Source organism: Romboutsia faecis, from assembly GCF_014323405.1.
Lineage (GTDB): Bacteria > Bacillota > Clostridia > Peptostreptococcales > Peptostreptococcaceae > Romboutsia_E > Romboutsia_E faecis.
This window is the reverse complement of the sequence record NZ_JACRWE010000002.1, coordinates 350376-366920: the sequence shown is the minus strand read 5'-3', so window position 1 is coordinate 366920 and position 16545 is coordinate 350376. Positions and strand designations below refer to the sequence as shown.

16 protein-coding genes and 1 other annotated feature are annotated in these 16545 nt (G+C 28.8%); of the genes, 1 reads left to right on the top strand and 15 read right to left on the bottom strand.

Going from position 1 to position 16545, the window contains the following annotated elements; translation table 11 throughout:
- Positions 1-2: 2 nt before the first annotated feature.
- The 8 genes from H8923_RS05105 to H8923_RS05070 all read right to left on the bottom strand — a co-directional run bounded on the left by H8923_RS05105 (position 3) and on the right by H8923_RS05070 (position 7056).
- Positions 3-725: a segregation and condensation protein A gene (locus tag H8923_RS05105; protein ID WP_153924229.1), complete on the bottom strand. Its 723-nt coding sequence runs from the start codon at positions 723-725 to the stop codon at positions 3-5.
- A gap of 26 nt (positions 726-751) precedes the next feature.
- Positions 752-1342 (bottom strand): site-2 protease family protein, encoded by a 591-nt coding sequence (locus H8923_RS05100; protein ID WP_153924228.1) that lies wholly within the window; start codon positions 1340-1342, stop codon positions 752-754.
- A gap of 201 nt (positions 1343-1543) precedes the next feature.
- Entirely contained in the window at positions 1544-2752 is a 1209-nt protein-coding gene (locus H8923_RS05095; protein WP_153924226.1) for a dicarboxylate/amino acid:cation symporter, read from the bottom strand.
- A 303-nt stretch (positions 2753-3055) separates the two neighbouring features.
- Complete coding sequence (locus tag H8923_RS05090) at positions 3056-4207, bottom strand: D-alanyl-D-alanine carboxypeptidase family protein (protein WP_153924224.1); 1152 nt, start codon at positions 4205-4207, stop codon at positions 3056-3058.
- Positions 4208-4260: 53 nt separating this feature from the next.
- A complete protein-coding gene (locus H8923_RS05085; protein WP_187127852.1) occupies positions 4261-4488 on the bottom strand; it encodes a CD1290 family small acid-soluble spore protein in 228 nt (75 codons plus the stop codon).
- A 102-nt stretch (positions 4489-4590) separates the two neighbouring features.
- Positions 4591-4878 carry a DUF503 domain-containing protein gene (locus tag H8923_RS05080; RefSeq protein ID WP_153924222.1) on the bottom strand — a complete coding sequence of 96 codons (288 nt, stop codon included), beginning with the start codon at positions 4876-4878 and terminating at the stop codon, positions 4591-4593.
- A gap of 21 nt (positions 4879-4899) precedes the next feature.
- The gene (locus tag H8923_RS05075; protein WP_153924220.1) at positions 4900-5235 is read right to left on the bottom strand and encodes a YlbF family regulator; all 336 of its coding nucleotides are present in this window, start codon (positions 5233-5235) and stop codon (positions 4900-4902) included.
- A 141-nt stretch (positions 5236-5376) separates the two neighbouring features.
- Complete coding sequence (locus H8923_RS05070; protein WP_153924358.1) at positions 5377-7056, bottom strand: ribonuclease J; 1680 nt, start codon at positions 7054-7056, stop codon at positions 5377-5379.
- A gap of 215 nt (positions 7057-7271) precedes the next feature.
- On the opposite strand from H8923_RS05070, the gene H8923_RS17735 reads away from it, so the two are divergent.
- Entirely contained in the window at positions 7272-8009 is a 738-nt protein-coding gene (locus H8923_RS17735; protein WP_153924219.1) for a metal-dependent hydrolase, read from the top strand.
- Between the two features lie 4 nt (positions 8010-8013).
- On the opposite strand, the gene H8923_RS05060 is transcribed toward H8923_RS17735, so the two are convergent.
- The 7 genes from H8923_RS05060 to mnmA form a co-directional block, all read right to left on the bottom strand.
- Complete coding sequence (locus H8923_RS05060) at positions 8014-8469, bottom strand: Fur family transcriptional regulator (protein WP_153924216.1); 456 nt, start codon at positions 8467-8469, stop codon at positions 8014-8016.
- A gap of 303 nt (positions 8470-8772) precedes the next feature.
- A complete protein-coding gene (locus H8923_RS05055) occupies positions 8773-9048 on the bottom strand; it encodes a DUF1292 domain-containing protein (RefSeq protein WP_153924214.1) in 276 nt (91 codons plus the stop codon).
- Positions 9049-9123: 75 nt separating this feature from the next.
- On the bottom strand, positions 9124-9546 hold the full coding sequence (ruvX, locus tag H8923_RS05050; RefSeq protein ID WP_153924212.1) for a Holliday junction resolvase RuvX: 423 nt from the start codon (positions 9544-9546) through the stop codon (positions 9124-9126).
- Positions 9547-9754: 208 nt separating this feature from the next.
- Entirely contained in the window at positions 9755-11920 is a 2166-nt protein-coding gene (locus H8923_RS05045) for a hypothetical protein (RefSeq protein WP_153924209.1), read from the bottom strand.
- 9 nt (positions 11921-11929) lie between these two features.
- Positions 11930-12187, bottom strand: coding sequence for an IreB family regulatory phosphoprotein (locus tag H8923_RS05040; protein ID WP_153924207.1), 258 nt, complete (start codon positions 12185-12187; stop codon positions 11930-11932).
- 23 nt (positions 12188-12210) lie between these two features.
- Positions 12211-14850, bottom strand: coding sequence for an alanine--tRNA ligase (gene alaS / locus H8923_RS05035; RefSeq protein WP_153924206.1), 2640 nt, complete (start codon positions 14848-14850; stop codon positions 12211-12213).
- A 165-nt stretch (positions 14851-15015) separates the two neighbouring features.
- Positions 15016-15232, bottom strand: a binding site (T-box leader).
- Between the two features lie 67 nt (positions 15233-15299).
- A complete protein-coding gene (mnmA, locus tag H8923_RS05030; protein ID WP_153924205.1) occupies positions 15300-16391 on the bottom strand; it encodes a tRNA 2-thiouridine(34) synthase MnmA in 1092 nt (363 codons plus the stop codon).
- Between the last annotated feature and the right edge of the window lie 154 nt (positions 16392-16545).

Genomic DNA, 16545 nt, shown 5'->3' with positions numbered 1-16545 from the left:
TATCACTCCGAGCTTTTCTTAATTAAAATATCGTCAAAGAATATATCTTGTTCTACTGTTATTTCTTTTGCTTTAATTAGTTCTAGTATAGATAAGAAAGTTGCTATTACTTCATTTTTATCACAATCTTCTATAATATTAGTAAAGTGAACACACTCTTTCTCTCTAATAATATCTCTTATATATACCATTTTTTCTTCAACTGAAACTATTCTTCCTTTTACGATTTTATTTAACCTATCATCCTTATACTCAGGTTCCTCTGTTGTCTTTATCTTTAGGATATGTGGAAGAATCATTTTTATAGCATCGATTGATATATCTTCTAAGTCAATTTTTTCATCTATAACTATTTCTTCTTTTTTTCTATAGAATACCTCACTTAAATCAGTAACATTACTTTTTAAATCTTGTGCTGCTAACTTATATTTCTTGTATTCTTCTAATTTTTCCATAAGTTCTAATCTTGGATCTTCCTCTTCTTCATCATCTTTTTGTTTATATAATAAATATCTAGACTTTATTTGAAGAAGTTTTGATGCCATTGTTATAAATTCACTAGTTATTTCTAAGTCCATTTTATCTAGCATTTCTAAATAACTCAAGTATTGTTTAGTTATTTCTGTTATAGATATATCTTTTATATCTATTTTTTGCTTTGATATCATATCATAAAGTAAATCTAGTGGTCCATCATAGACCTGCAAGTGTATATTATATTTCATCAAGTTACCTCTTAACTCTTAATTACTTATAAAAATATTCCTACAATACTCAATAATACACTACGTATTGGATTAACAATTATACTGTAAGCACCTGTAAATATTGCAAGTAATAATATTAATTGTCCATAGCTTTCATATTTATAAACAAATTCACTCCATTTTAAAGGTATAAACGCTGATACAACTCCCCATCCATCAAGTGGTGGTATAGGTAATAAGTTAAATGCAGCAAATGCTATATTTAAAGATGCAGTTGTAGAAGCTATCGCATATATAGCATACATATGTGAATTCTTCATAACTATTACAGCAATTATAGCTGCTATGATATTTCCTACTGCTCCGGCTAGAGATACTATTACATTTCCCCACTTATAACTTTTAAAGTTATTAGGATTAACCGGAACTGGTTTAGCCCATCCTATATGGAATATTAATAATGTTAGTAAACCAATTGGATCAACATGCTTAGCTGGATTTAATGTTAATCTTCCATACGCTTTAGCCGTATTATCGCCTAATAAATAAGCTGCAAGAGCATGACCAAACTCATGTACCGATAGTGCTATTGCTATAGCTACTAAGTATACTAATATATTACTTAAAAAATTCATAACTTATCTCTCCTATTTTACTTTTTCAATAATACTATTATACCATGTATAAAATTATAATCAAAATATTTATATAAATCGATTCTATAAATATGAATCCTATATTCTTCTAATTTAATAATTTTAAAACGAAAAGACCCTTTCAAGATAATATAATTATCTCAAAAAGGCCTTCTTTTAAATCTCCTAACTACTGATTACTTAATTATGCTGTTTTTTTGATTTGTCATTCTTGCTCCATTTATTATTTAAATGGTCAACTATTACAGCTATTGCATTATCTCCAGAAACGTTTGCAGCCGTTCCAAAACTATCTTGAGTTAAGTATAAAGCTATCATTAAACTTGCTAATCCACCATCAGATGGTATACCTATCATTGGTAAGAATGGAAGTGCACTCATTATAGCTCCACCTGGTGCTCCCGGCGCTGCAACCATTGCTATACCTAACATTAATATAAATGGTAACATAGTTGTTAAACCATAATCCATACCATTCATCATAAGTACTGCTACTGCAAATGATGTAACTGATATTATACTACCTGATAAATGTATAGTTGCACATAGAGGCACACAGAATTCTCTTATATTCTTACTTACACCATTCTTTTCTGCACAGGAAACGTTTACAGGTATAGTAGCTGCAGAAGATTGAGTTCCTACTGCTGTTAAGTAACCTGGTATTTGGTTCTTTAACATTACAAATGGATTTTTCTTAGATATAGCTCCAGCTGTTATAAATTGTAATGATATGAATATAATGTGTAATGGTATAACTATTAAGTAAACTCTCCAGAATACACCTAATATGTTCCATACTTGTCCTGCATAAGTTATATTTGCAAATGTTCCTGCTATGTATATTGGTAATAAAGGTATTATTACTGTTGATAACGTTTTCGTTACTATTTCTTGGAATTCCTGGAATAAGTTAAATAGAGTTTCACCTTTTCCATTATTTCTTAATGCTGATATTCCTAATCCCATTGTAAATGCAAATACTATTGCAGCTGTTACATCTACCATTGGGCTTAGTGGTATTGAAAATATTGCCGATAACATTCCAGCTTCTGGATCACCTATATTACCTGCAACACTTGGATCTATAAATGATGGGAATATTACTGATGCTACTGTAAAAGCTATAAGTCCAGCTGTTACTGTCGAACCATACGCTATTCCTGTTGTTACTCCCAATAGTTTTCCTGCTCCTGTAGCTAAGTCGGCTATACCTGCAGTAACAAATCCTATTATTATAAATGGTATTACGAACTTTAAGAATGCTGAGAATAAACTACTTGCTGTTACTAGCACTCTTACTAAAAACTCTGGTGCAAATTGACCAATAAGTATACCTGCTATGATACCCATGATTAATTTTGGAACTAATCCAATTTTCTTTTTCATAATTGCTCCTCCCAAATATGATTACATATTATTCCTTATTATAATTATTTTCTTAGGGAAAACCCTTGCATACCTATATTAATAAATTTTTATAGAACAGTCAACAGTTTTTTGTTATTTTTTCTACAAACATACCATTTTTTTGTATTTTTTCATATTTTATACATAATAAATATATGCTTTATTATATTTATTATGTATATATTATTATTTCTTACTAAATTTCAATATTGAGGTCTTAAGCACATAAAATAGGTGAAGCTCAGAATTACTAAGCTTCACCTATTTTTTAGTGGTATTCTTTTATAACATATTGTCTATAACTCTTTGTAACATTTTTAAATAACTTGCTTTATTTACATCTTTATTATTTACTAGCTCTACCTTACCTACTAAATCTTTACCTTTATATACTTCTACTATACCTAGCGTAGTGCCCTTACTTATTGGTAATTTAGGCTCTCCATACACTTTTATCTTTTTAGTAAATTCTTTTGAATCACCTTTCTTAATGAGTACAGTTAAATCTTCTTTTGCTACTAAACTTACTTTATCGCTTTCAGCTTTTTCCATAGTTAAAGTAGATATCTTATCATCTCTAGAACAAAGTTTTACACTTTCATAGTTTGCAAATCCATAATTTAAAAGAGATGATGCATCTTTAAATCTTTCTGGAGATGTTTCTGCACCAAGTGTTGCAGCTACTAAGTGTGTATCTCCTCTCTTAGCTGATGCTGATAAACAATATTTTGCTTGTTGAGTAAATCCTGTCTTAACTCCTGTAGCACCTTGAAAATGTTTAATTAATTTATTAGTATTAGCAAGACCTATAGAAGTTTGTTTTTTACCTACAACTACTGAATCCATCCAAGTAGTTAAGTACTTGTTTATAACATCGTGCTTTAATAATTCTCTAGACATTGTAGCTATATCATATGCTGAAGTATAGTGGTTATCTACTGGTAATCCATTAGTATTTGCAAAATGAGTATCTTTCATATTTAATTCTTTCGCTTTAGCATTCATCATATCTACAAAAGATTCTACGCTACCTGCTATGTATTCTGCCATAGCAACACAAGCATCATTTGCTGATGCTACCGCAATCCCCTTTAATAAGGTATCTACAGTTTGACTTTCACCAGGTTCTAAAAATATTTGACTTCCTCCCATACTAGAAGCAATTTCACTTACTTGAACTTGATCGTCAATCTTAATCTTACCGCTATCTAAAGCCTCACATATTAATAACATTGTCATTACTTTTGTTACACTTGCTGGCGGTAATTTTTCATGAGCATCTTTTTCATAAAGCACTTGTCCACTACCTACATCCATTAAAATAGCCGATTTAGATGATATATTTATATTACTATTATCATTATTAGCAAACGCTAAATTAGCTGGTGTAATTATAAGAATTATAGCTAATATAATGCTGGATAGTTTTTTCATTTATGTCACCTCTAAATTAATATTTAAGATTAGTCTTTCACCTTTATCTTTTTTTATTCTAAATGTGTTGTAATGGTTTGATTTAAATTATTGCATATATTTCTTTCTAAGTCTCTTTTATTTTCTAAATTAATAAAATAATTGCTTAGTACTCCATTAGACTTTGCATTTTCTATTATGTCAAATACATCCTCATGATTCATTCCATAATCTGCTGCAATTTCAAATTTAACTTGTTTTAAAGCTATTCTTGCATTTTTATTTTTTACATTATAATCCACAATATAACCTCCTATATATTTTTGTATAATTATTTTTTACTAAAATAAATCAAAAAACCCGTATATATTGAGAAAATTTTTCTCATATACACGGATTTTAAATTAATAATTCATTATTTCATCTTCAATTCCTATAATCTCTGCATCAGTATTCCCTTCTATAAAACTAATTATCGATTCCATAGAAGAATTACACTGACTGTTATTTAAATCAATCTTAGATATCCCTATAGTTATCCTATGATGTAAATCTTGATTGTCTACTTCAATTACAGATATATTAAATGTATTTTGAAGCTTTTTTACTATACTTTTTACAACCATTCTTTTTTCTTTTAATGAATGTACCCAATTAGCTCTAAGATCAATTCTCATAATTAGTATTTTCATAAAATTTCTCCTGTTTTTTGTTTACTTATAATCATTTTCTACTGCATCTGATAGTATAATATTTATATTATTCATCATTTTAATAAGTTTTTCCTCATTTTTTAAATAATTATACACCTTCTTATTATTTTTAATTTTATTTTCTAAAGACTCTATTCTTTTCATTGTCTTTTTATCTATACCTTTATTTTGAATTCTATAACTTTGCAATCCCATTTGACTCATTTTATAATCTTTTAATAAATTCTCACTTTTTTCATCAGCTCTTAACTCTTGCATACTTTTTTGAAAAGCTTTGTATTCTTTGCTCTTTTTTATTTCACTAGCTAAACTTGTAGCACTCTCATATACGCTCATAAATACCTCCTAGAAATCTATTCTAATTTAATATATTTATTATCGTGCATTAAGTTGACTTGTTCACTTTAATATATTACTTTAAATTATAAGCTTAATAAAAATAGGCATGGAATTATTCCATGCCTATTTTTATATTCTCTATACTTCCATTATTATTGGTAGTATCATAGGATTTCTTTTAGTTTTTTGATATAAATATTCTTTTAGGTTTTCTTTTATATTATTTTTCAGATAAGCCCACTCTTTTATATTCTTTTCTTCACATTCAACTAAAACGTCTTTTATTACATTTTTAGCTCCATCCATTAAATCCTCTGATTCCCTTACATATACAAACCCTCTAGATATAATATCTGGTCCTGCTAAAACCTTTCCATCTTCTTTTGAAATAGTTACCACAACTATCATTAAACCATCTTCAGATAAATGTTTTCTGTCTCTTAATACTATATTCCCTACATCACCAACACCTAGCCCATCGACTAATACATTTCCTGTTGGTATACGATTTGTTACACCTGCAGAATTCTTGTCTAATTCTAGAACTTCACCTGTTTGCATAACAAATACATTATTTTCTGACATTCCTAATTCTACAGCAAGTTCTGCATGTCTCTTTAACATTCTGAACTCACCATGAGCAGGCATAAAGTACTTAGGTCTTACTAATCTATGCATAAGTTTTAATTCTTCTTGACATGCATGACCTGATACATGTATATCTGCTATATCATTATATACAACCTCTGCTCCCTTTTCAAATAAGAAGTTTATAACTTTAGATATTAATTTTTCATTTCCTGGTATTGGATGTGCTGATATTATTACTAAATCGCCTCTTCTTATTTCAACTTTTTTATGTTCAGCTGTTGCCATTCTAGCAAGAGCAGACATGGGTTCACCTTGTGTTCCCGTAGTTATTATTACTAATTCATTATCTTGATATTTTGATATATCATTTAAATCAATTAGCATATCATCTTCAATTTCTAAATACCCTAACTCTTTTGCAACACCGACTACGTTTACCATAGATCTACCTGATACAGCAACTTTTCTTCCAAACTTAGCTGCCATATTTACTATCTGCTGTAGCCTATGAATATTAGATGCAAATGTAGCCACTATTATTCTGCTGTCACAACCTTTTCTAAATAAATCATCTAATCCTGTACCTACAGTTCTTTCAGACATACTGTAACCTGGCTTACCAACATTAGTACTATCTGCTAACATTAAAAGAACTCCCTTTTGGCTTAACTCACAAATTCTATGCATATCCATAACATCACCATCTATTGGCGTAAGGTCAACCTTAAAGTCACCCGTATGGAAAATAATACCTTGATCTGTGTGTACGGCTATAGAATATGCATCTGGTATACTATGATTCATCTTTATAAATTCTATATCCATATTAGCAAGCTTTATGATTTGTCTAGGAGTTACGACATTTAACTTAACATTATTAAGTTTATGTTCTTTTAACTTAACTTGTATCAGAGCAATACTAAGTCTTGACCCATAAACAGGTACATTTAACTTTTTAAGTATATAAGGAAGTGCTCCTATATGATCCTCATGACCATGAGTTATAAATATACCTTTTATCCTGTCCTTATTTCTCATTAAATAAGTTATATCCGGTATAACTATATCTACCCCTAACATCTCATCTTCTGGAAAACTTAATCCCGCATCAATTACAATTATCTCATCTTTATACTCAATAACGGTCATATTTTTACCGACTTCGTTAAGTCCACCTAGGGCTGCTACCTTAATTTTATTGGCGTTCTTTTTGAACAATTGCACCATCTCCTTCTGTCTATTCAATTTTCATCAAATCCACACTATTTTTATATTAATTTTAACTAATATCAAATCACGAACTCTACCAGTTATTATCATTGTACCACAAATCTTGATATATTTTAAGTAATATTTAAAATACATTTATTCTATTATTTTGACAAAAATAAACTATTCTGATATCCTCTGAATATATTAACTTATTATTTCTAGGAGGATTTATGCGTGGTAGAACCCATTGTACTATAGGTGTGCTAGCATCTATACAAGCTTCATTAATTTTTAAAATACCAATTTCAATAATTTCTATTATAATATCAGCTATTTTTTCTTTACTTCCAGATTTAGATGAACCAAATTCTACAATTTCTAACTTGTTTTTTAAAAAAAATATATCTAAATTTTTATATAAATTATTAATATATCTCATTAATATATTAATATTCTTTTTTTCTATAAAGATAAACAACAACTTTTATTTAAGTTCAATTATAACATTTGCATCTATTTTTATTATAGAATCAAAATTAACACATAACTTCTTAAGGAAGTTATTTTTATCTTTAACATTTATATTATTAGGGATATGTCTTTATTTAGTAAATACAAAATTTTACATAGTTCTTTTTGTGATGATGTTGGCTATTTTCCCTTGGCTAAAGCACAGAGGTTTATCACATAGTATCTTCGCAATCATTATTATATATATTTTATTGAAACAAATAGAACTACTAACTAATATATACAATTTATCGTTTTGGGGAACTATAAGTTATGCAAGTCATATATTTTTAGGAGATATATTTACTCGACAAGGCGTGCCATTGTTTTATCCTTTAAGTGATAAAAAATTCTCTCTCGGTAATTTAAAAGTCGGTGGATATTTTAGTAATATAATGGAAATTTTTTTAATAATCAGTTTAATATTTTTGATAATTTACTCTATAATAAAAATATAAGTCCTTACTCTGGACTTATATTTTTATTACATTCTTCACATAAACCATAAAATTTCACATCATGGTCTACTATTTTAAACTTGTATAAAGATTGTATTTCACGTTCTATACTTTCTAATAAATCTTCTTTTACTTCTATTATCTTATTGCATTTACTGCATATAAGATGATGATGGTGATGACAATCTTCCTCATTTAAACTTATCTCATACCTTACGCATCCATCATCTAAATTCAGTTTTGATATCACATTTATATCATCTAGTAACTGCATTGTTCTGTATACTGTTGCTAATCCTATTTCCGGACAATCAACTCTTACTAAATCATATATTTCTTCGCTACTTAAATGTTCATTTTCATGTTTTAATAATATCTCTATTATAGCTCTTCTTTGTGGAGTAATTTTAAATCCAGTTTCCTTTAATTTATCTTTTAATTCATCCATTATATTCTTCATTCATTTCACCCTTTTTCAATTGATAATCTTTATTTATTAAAAATTCTATCTAAATTTTATTCATTTGTCAAGAATTAAGGTAAAACCTATTCCAAATCATCTTCAATTGAGAATGTTAATTTTGAATATCACTTAATATTAGTTTTCAATTCTACCTATATACTATAGTATTATTACCCTATTTTTTTAGATTTAAGCAATAAACTCATATCTTTTTAAAATTCATTATTATCAGTTTTTAAATAATAAAAAACCTATTTGATATATAAAATCAAATAGGTTCTCTATATAACAAACTATATTTTATTGTTCGTCTTCGTCAAAGTTTAATCCTTCTTCTTCCATTATAGCATTGTATACTGCTACTACAGTTTCATACTCATCATCACTTTCTAAAGGAACTAATATTTCTCCTTCTTCATCTTGGTCTATTCTAAATATGAAAGCTTCTTCTGCTTCTTCATCTTCAACAGGCATTAATATAGCATATTCTTTTTCTTCTGCTTCTAGAGTTAATATTATTTCAAATTGACTTTCTACTCCATTTTCATCTTTTAAATTTATTATATTTTCTTGCATCTTGTTCACCTCAAATTATTATTTGTTATTTATATTATATATCATAAATTTATAAATTTATAGATATTTTATTTATTAATTTCCTTTTAGGTCTAGATATCCTTGCAGTATAATCACTGCTGCTAACATATCTATTACCTTTTTTCTTTTTTGTCTACTAACATCTGCTTCTATTAGAGATCTTTCGGCTGCAACCGTTGACAGTCTCTCATCCCAAAATTCAATTTCAAGTCCAGTTTCTTCTTTTATTAATTCACAAAACTTTAAAACTTTTTCACCTTGAGGACCTAATGTTCCATTCATATTTTTAGGAAGACCTGAGACAATTTTATTAACTTGTCTTTCTTTTATTATTTCCTTTAATTCTTCAATATCTTTTTTCTTACCTACTCTTCTTATAGTCTTTACACCTTGTGCAGTAAGCCCCATTAAATCACTTACAGCAACACCAATAGTCTTATCTCCAATGTCTAATCCCATTATTCTTCCACTTAGCATATTTTGTCTCCTTTGATTTTCTTATAATTCTTCATAAAAATCAATAAATAATATAACTTACTATTTAATTTATTCTTCCTATTTAGAAATCATTCATACCTTATTTTATATTATTAATACATAACTTTGCAAATAAAATTAAATTTAATATAAAATCGGGCTGATTATAATCTCAGCCCGATTTTATAGTTTATATTAAAACATTCTCTTATTTCTCATCCTCAAATATAATCATATTTATACTCATTATAATAATTGGAATTAAAATATAAATAGATGCTGTTGAAGCTGCTACTATTCCTGAGTCATTAACTAAAAGAGCAACTACACATCCTACCATTGAGGCTATAAAGCCTTTAAATATAATAGGATATCTTAAAGCTATTCTTTTAAAATGCTCTGACGGTCTAAATATAAGAACTCCTATTACAGCAATACCAGCAAGCAATATATTAACCCATACACTAGTGTGAGCTAATTTTATATTCATATGTATCTTTCTCGCAAATGTACTTATAATAGCACTTGGCCCTTCTGATAATATTTGATTAACAAAAGCTCCTAAATGAGACTGACTTCCTGATACTAAATCAAATAAAGCAAATACTCCCACAACAGCTATTGCAGATAATCCTAAAATAATAACTTTCTTAAAATCTATTTTAATATCAAATATAAGCATAACAAATAATAAATATCCTATAGATTCTGAAATCGCACCACCTACATTAGCTCCCATTGCTGGATGTGCACTAGTAATAAGTATTATGAATAACGCTACTGCTGCTAACCACTTTGGTATCTTTTTATAGTTTAGTAAGACTGAAAAACCAAATATAGCACTTGCTATTGTAACTCCTTCATATTCATTTCCTACACCATAATATCTAGCTCCAATTAATGCATCATAACTCATTATATTATTTTGCATTAAATAAGTTCCAAATACCGAATCTATTGCTATTATCATAATAGTTAAGAAAGCAAAGAATCCCATATTTTTTATATCATCTTTAAATAATACTTTACCAAGTACATATAAAACTAAAGTTGAAATAATTATTGTAGTTCCTATGCTAAATTCTGTTCTATAATTTACTAATGGTGCTACTAAAAATGCTAGAGGCATTATTATGCCGAGCTTTATAAGCTCTTTTATTACTGTAAATACTTTTTCTTTATACGGTATTTTATTTCTAGCAAATACTGCTAGCATTCCAATTACCCATGAAGCTGCTATAATAATTACAAATGTATTAATTATATCAGATCTTGTTTTTGATATAGAAACTATTTTATCATATTCATGAGATAAATAGCCAATATTATCATCTTTATCAATAAATGATAAAACCCTTCCAGACATTAACTCATTACTTAAACCAAATTCATTTAATATATCAACACCTAAGTCTATATTAGATATAATACCATCTCTTCTAGTTGTTGACGATGCTAATATACCTTTACCATCACCAGATAATTTTACTACAGGAGATAGTCTTCTTTTATTTTTATAATCTGATTCACTAGGGAAAACACTAGTTATATATATAACATCATCTTCATCTACCATGCTAAACACTTCTCTTAGATATTTGTCTATATTACTATATATAGCAGTTCTCATTTGTCCTAGTGTTTTCGAATTAAGGTTCATTCTATAATTATCTAACCTATATGTATCACCTAATTCTATAAATAAAGCATCACTATTATTATAGTATTTATTAGTTTCAGTAATTAGTTTATCATAATCAGTTCTAATTCCAAATGGCATTGAAGAGTCTTCAATATTTATATCTTCAATATTTCCAGAAGGTATTCTTCCGTAATTATCCATAGCAAGTAAACCTATGTTTCTATTCTTTACCAATTGATCATTAACTTGCATATCGGCATTACCTAGCACTGAGTAATTTATATTATTGTCTGATAGTGTTTGACCTAATGTACCTAATATTGCTCCATATTCACCTTGCTTACTTGCCGCTAAAGACATATTTATAGTTATATCGTTTATGGCCTTAGGTTTTTCACCAACTGAAGATTCATATAGTTTTGAATTCATTTCTGTATTTTCTACAAAGTTTATATATTCATCTGCTGCTACATTCGCTTTACGACCAGCTCCTATAGATGCATAAGATCTTTTATCATCAGTACCTTTGTCACCTCTTATGTTCATAAGGCCAATGTAACCTCTTTTAACTAACTCATCCTTTATGGCAGGTATTTCAAGCATACTTTCTAGGCTTGTTCTATCCATATTAATAAATATTGTTTTTTTACTTTCATCTGCAAAACTATTACTTGGTATTGAGCACACCAATATCATAATAGTCATTAACAATGATGCGATCTTTTTCTTCATGAAGTTGACCTACTTTCTTTTTACATAATAAGAAATTACCTCTTCAAGAATTTCATCTCTTTCGAATCTCTTTATTATTGCTCTTGCATTTTTATGACTAGTTATGTAACTTGAATCACCAGAAAGAATGTACCCTATAAGTTGATTTATAGGGTCATAACCTTTCTCTATTAATGCTTTATATACAAAATCTATTGTATCCCCAACACTCATTTTATCTTCAGATAAACATTCGAACTTAACAGTATAATCTAGATCTTTTTCCAAAGTAAATCCCCCTTCTAGTAAACTTATTTTACTTGAGATTTTATTACCTCTCCTGCATAATTTAAAGCTTCTTCTACTTTTGTTACATCGCTTGCTCCAGCTTGAGCCATGTTAGGTCTTCCTCCACCTTTTCCGCCAGCTATTTGAGCAACTTCTCTAACTATATTACCTGAGTGTATACCTTTTTCTAATACATCTTTAGTTGCAGTTACTATGAAGTTAACTTTATTATCTGCTACATTTGCCATAACTACGACACCTGAACCTAATTTATCTCTTAAGTTATCAGCTGTTTCTCTTAATGTGCTCATATCCATATCTTCAAATTTTGCAGTTACTAAGTTTACTCCATTTATTTCCATCTTAGAATCTAATATAGAATCTGCTGATTGTAAACTCATCTTAGCTTTTATTTCATGTAAATCTTTTGCTAAAGATTTATTTTCTTCTACTAATTGAGTAGCTCTTTGTGTTAAATTATCTTCTTTTGCTTTTAAAGTTGTACAAATATCAGCTATTACTGCATCTCTTTCTTTTAAGTATTCATATACAGCTTTTCCTGTTATAGCTTCTATTCTTCTTACACCTGCAGCAACTCCACCTTCAGATAATATTTTGAACATACCTACTTGAGAAGTATTTTTTAAATGAGTTCCTCCACAAAGTTCTATTGAGAAATCTCCCATAGAAACAACTCTTACTTCCATACCATACTTTTCGCCAAATAGTGCTGTAGCTCCTTTTTCTTTTGCTTCATTTATACCCATATTTTCACAATTTATTTCTAAAGAAGCTAGTATTGCATCATTTACCTTTTCTTCTATTAATTTTAACTCATCTTTAGATATTGCTTCAAAATGAGTAATGTCAAATCTTAATCTTTCTGCATTAACTAAAGATCCAGCTTGGTTAACATGTTCTCCTAATACTTCTTTAAGTACTTTGTGTAATAAGTGAGTAGCAGTATGGTTTCTTGCACTTGCCATTCTAACATCTCTATTTACTAAAGTTGTTAACTCATCATTTACTTTTACTTCCCCAGATTTAACAAATCCTATATGTTTTATAGTATTGTTAGCGCCCTTTCTAGTATCAGTTATTTCTATAGTTACGTTAGCGTTAGAAAGTATTCCACAATCACCTGCTTGTCCTCCACCTTCTGGGTAGAATGTAGTTTGATTTAATACTATAGCTATTTTATCTCCTTCTTTAGCAGATTCTACTATTTCATCATTCATAACTATCGCATTAACTTTACCTACTAAGCTTAAGTCATTATAACCTTCAAATGAACTTGATGCAGATTCATCTAATTTAGATAATGGATCTTCCTTCCAGCTTTCGCCTTCCATATTTCCTCTTGCACTTCTTGCTCTTTCTCTTTGCTTATTCATTTCATCATTGAAAGCTTCTTCATCTAAATCAAGACCAACTTCTTCTAATATTTCTTTAGTTAAGTCTATTGGGAAACCATAAGTATCATATAATTTAAATGCATTTTCTCCACTTAAAGTTTTTGAATTATTTTTCTTTAAATCTTCTATATATGAAGCTAATATTTCACTACCTTGATCTATAGTTTCATTGAATTTTTCTTCTTCTATTTTTATAACTTTCTTTATGTAGCTTTCTTTTTCTACTAATTCTGGATAAGCTTCTCCACTTACTTTTATAACTTCATCAACTAATTTATATAAGAAGTTTTCTTTTATTCCTAATAGTTTTCCGTGACGAGCAGCTCTTCTTAATAGTCTTCTAAGAACATATCCTCTTCCTTCATTTGATGGTAATACTCCATCTGCAACTAAGAAGCTTACAGCTCTTATATGGTCAGTTATTATTCTTATAGAAACATCTGTTTTAGCATCTTTTCCATATTCTACATTGGCAACCTTTTCTATACTACTTATTATATGCCTTATTGTATCTACTTCAAATATATTATCAACATCTTGCATTATACAAGCCATTCTTTCAAGACCCATACCAGTATCTATGTTCTTATGTTCAAGTTGCCCATAGTTACCTTCTTCATCTCTATCAAATTGAGTGAATACATGGTTCCAGAATTCTAAGTATCTATCACAATCACATCCTGGCTTACAATCTGGATTATCGCAACCAAATGATTCTCCTCTATCAAAGTATATCTCTGAACAAGGACCACATGGTCCAGTACCTATTTCCCAGAAGTTATCATCTTTTCCAAGTCTAACAATTCTTTCTGTTGGGAAATTCATTTCTTTTGACCATATATCAAATGCCTCATCGTCTTCTTCATATACAGTTACCCATAATCTATCTTCTGGTATGCTTAAGTGCTCTGTTACGAACTCCCATCCCCATCTTATAGATTCTCTCTTAAAGTAATCTCCAAATGAAAAGTTTCCTAACATTTCGAAGAAAGTTCCGTGTCTTGCAGTTTTACCTACATTTTCTATATCACCAGTTCTTATACATTTTTGACAAGTAGTCATTCTTTTACTTGGTGGCACTTCAACTCCTGCAAAATAATTTTTTAAAGGTGCCATACCTGAGTTTATAAGTAATAAACTTTTATCATTGTGTGGAACTAAAGAAGCACTTTTTGCAGCATAATGTCCCTTAGATTCAAAGAAGTTTAAAAATTTACTTCTGATTTCATTTAATCCCATGTTTTGCATATAAATTTCCTCCTGTAAAATTACCTTATGTTTATATTCTTTATATTAGTAAATTATTTATGTAACAAAAATTTGCTTGATTTTAGTACATGTTGCAAATATTTTAATCTCAGAAAGTAGAAATATAAAATAATTAGAAATAAAAAAACTCGCGCCTATATAAACTATAGGGGCGAGATTATTTCGCGGTACCACCCTAATTATCATAAAATTTATGATATCTTCGGAAAACCTTAGTTATAACGGAACTACCGACAGCTTATACTAAATTTCCAAGCTGTAACTCCAAGACTGCTTCAATTATTTTATTCTAAGGGCTTCCACCATTCCCCTCTCTCTGTAAGACTTCAAATAATTTACTATTTCTTTTCAGTGTCTTTAATGCTTTTAAATTTTGACTCTATATATTGTTATATTACTAAATTTTACAAAAATAATCAATACGTATTTTATAAACTTTTAGTTATAATCGCACCACCAACAACTATGTCTCCATCGTACATTACAACTGATTGACCTTTAGTTATTGCCCTTTGGGCTTCATCAAATACCATTTTTATAGTACCATCACCATTATTATAAACAGTAGCCCATGAAGGTTTTGCTGAATATCTTACTTTAGCTTGTACTCTTATCGGCTCTTTTATTTCATCTATACTTATTAAATTTACATCATGTGCTATAAGCTCATGTTTAAATATATCTTCATTAGAACCAAGAATTACCGTATTTTTAACTGGGTCTATATCGACTACAAACATTGGCTTTCCAAAAGCAATCCCGAGACCTTTTCTTTGACCTATAGTATAATGAACTATACCTTTGTGTTTACCTAGTACATTACCTTTAGTATCTACAAAGAAACCTTCCTCTATTCTTTTGTTTGCATGTTTTGTTACATAACCCGCATAGTCATTATCTTTAACGAAACATATTTCTTGACTATCTGGTTTATTATGAACATCAAAACCTAATTCCTTAGCAATTTCTCTTACTCTCTCTTTTTCATAGTTTCCTATAGGAAGTAATGTATGCTCTAATTGATCTTGAGTCATATTGTATAAAGCGTATGTTTGATCCTTTTTATCTGTTACAGACTTTTTAAGTAAGTACCTTCCAGTTTCTTCATCCTTTTCTATTTTAGCATAATGACCAGTTGCTACATAGTCACAACCTATTTGTCTAGCTCTTTTATAAAAATCATCAAATTTTATATGTTTATTACATGCTATACAAGGATTTGGAGTTCTACCTTCTAAGTATTCATCTATAAAATAATCAATTACCTTCTCTTTAAACACTTCTCTAAAGTTTAAAACATAGAAAGGTATACCTATCTTTTGAGCTACATGTCTTGCATCCTCAACTGCAGCTAATGAACAACAACCTCCGTCATTTTCAATTATATCGTCATCTTCATCGTCTTGCCATAACTTCATAGTTACACCTATTACATCATAGCCTTGTTCTTTTAATAGATAAGCAGCAACCGAACTATCAACTCCACCACTCATACCTATCATTACCTTTTTCTTGCTCATTAAAATCACCTCGTTCTTTTTATTATATCTACTTTATACACTTTTTAAAAGTACAAACTTATTTCAATCTTTTTATATTTTCTTCTCACTAATAAAATATTTAGATAGAATTTATGTTATACCAAAGCGAAGGGCTGGAAATATAAATATAAAT

Excerpts from the sequence above, each read along its gene's own strand:
- H8923_RS05105 (WP_153924229.1), bottom strand. The coding sequence starts at position 725 with ATGAAATATAATATACACTTGCAGGTCTATGATGGACCACTAGATTTA.
- H8923_RS05100 (WP_153924228.1), bottom strand. The coding sequence starts at position 1,342 with ATGAATTTTTTAAGTAATATATTAGTATACTTAGTAGCTATAGCAATA.
- H8923_RS05095 (WP_153924226.1), bottom strand. The coding sequence starts at position 2,752 with ATGAAAAAGAAAATTGGATTAGTTCCAAAATTAATCATGGGTATCATA.
- H8923_RS05090 (WP_153924224.1), bottom strand. The coding sequence starts at position 4,207 with ATGAAAAAACTATCCAGCATTATATTAGCTATAATTCTTATAATTACA.
- H8923_RS05080 (WP_153924222.1), bottom strand. The coding sequence starts at position 4,878 with ATGAAAATACTAATTATGAGAATTGATCTTAGAGCTAATTGGGTACAT.
- H8923_RS05075 (WP_153924220.1), bottom strand. The coding sequence starts at position 5,235 with ATGAGCGTATATGAGAGTGCTACAAGTTTAGCTAGTGAAATAAAAAAG.
- H8923_RS05070 (WP_153924358.1), bottom strand. The coding sequence starts at position 7,056 with ATGGTGCAATTGTTCAAAAAGAACGCCAATAAAATTAAGGTAGCAGCC.
- H8923_RS17735 (WP_153924219.1), top strand. The coding sequence starts at position 7,272 with ATGCGTGGTAGAACCCATTGTACTATAGGTGTGCTAGCATCTATACAA.
- H8923_RS05060 (WP_153924216.1), bottom strand. The coding sequence starts at position 8,469 with ATGAAGAATATAATGGATGAATTAAAAGATAAATTAAAGGAAACTGGA.
- H8923_RS05055 (WP_153924214.1), bottom strand. The coding sequence starts at position 9,048 with ATGCAAGAAAATATAATAAATTTAAAAGATGAAAATGGAGTAGAAAGT.
- ruvX (WP_153924212.1), bottom strand. The coding sequence starts at position 9,546 with ATGCTAAGTGGAAGAATAATGGGATTAGACATTGGAGATAAGACTATT.
- H8923_RS05045 (WP_153924209.1), bottom strand. The coding sequence starts at position 11,920 with ATGAAGAAAAAGATCGCATCATTGTTAATGACTATTATGATATTGGTG.
- alaS (WP_153924206.1), bottom strand. The coding sequence starts at position 14,850 with ATGCAAAACATGGGATTAAATGAAATCAGAAGTAAATTTTTAAACTTC.
- mnmA (WP_153924205.1), bottom strand. The coding sequence starts at position 16,391 with ATGAGCAAGAAAAAGGTAATGATAGGTATGAGTGGTGGAGTTGATAGT.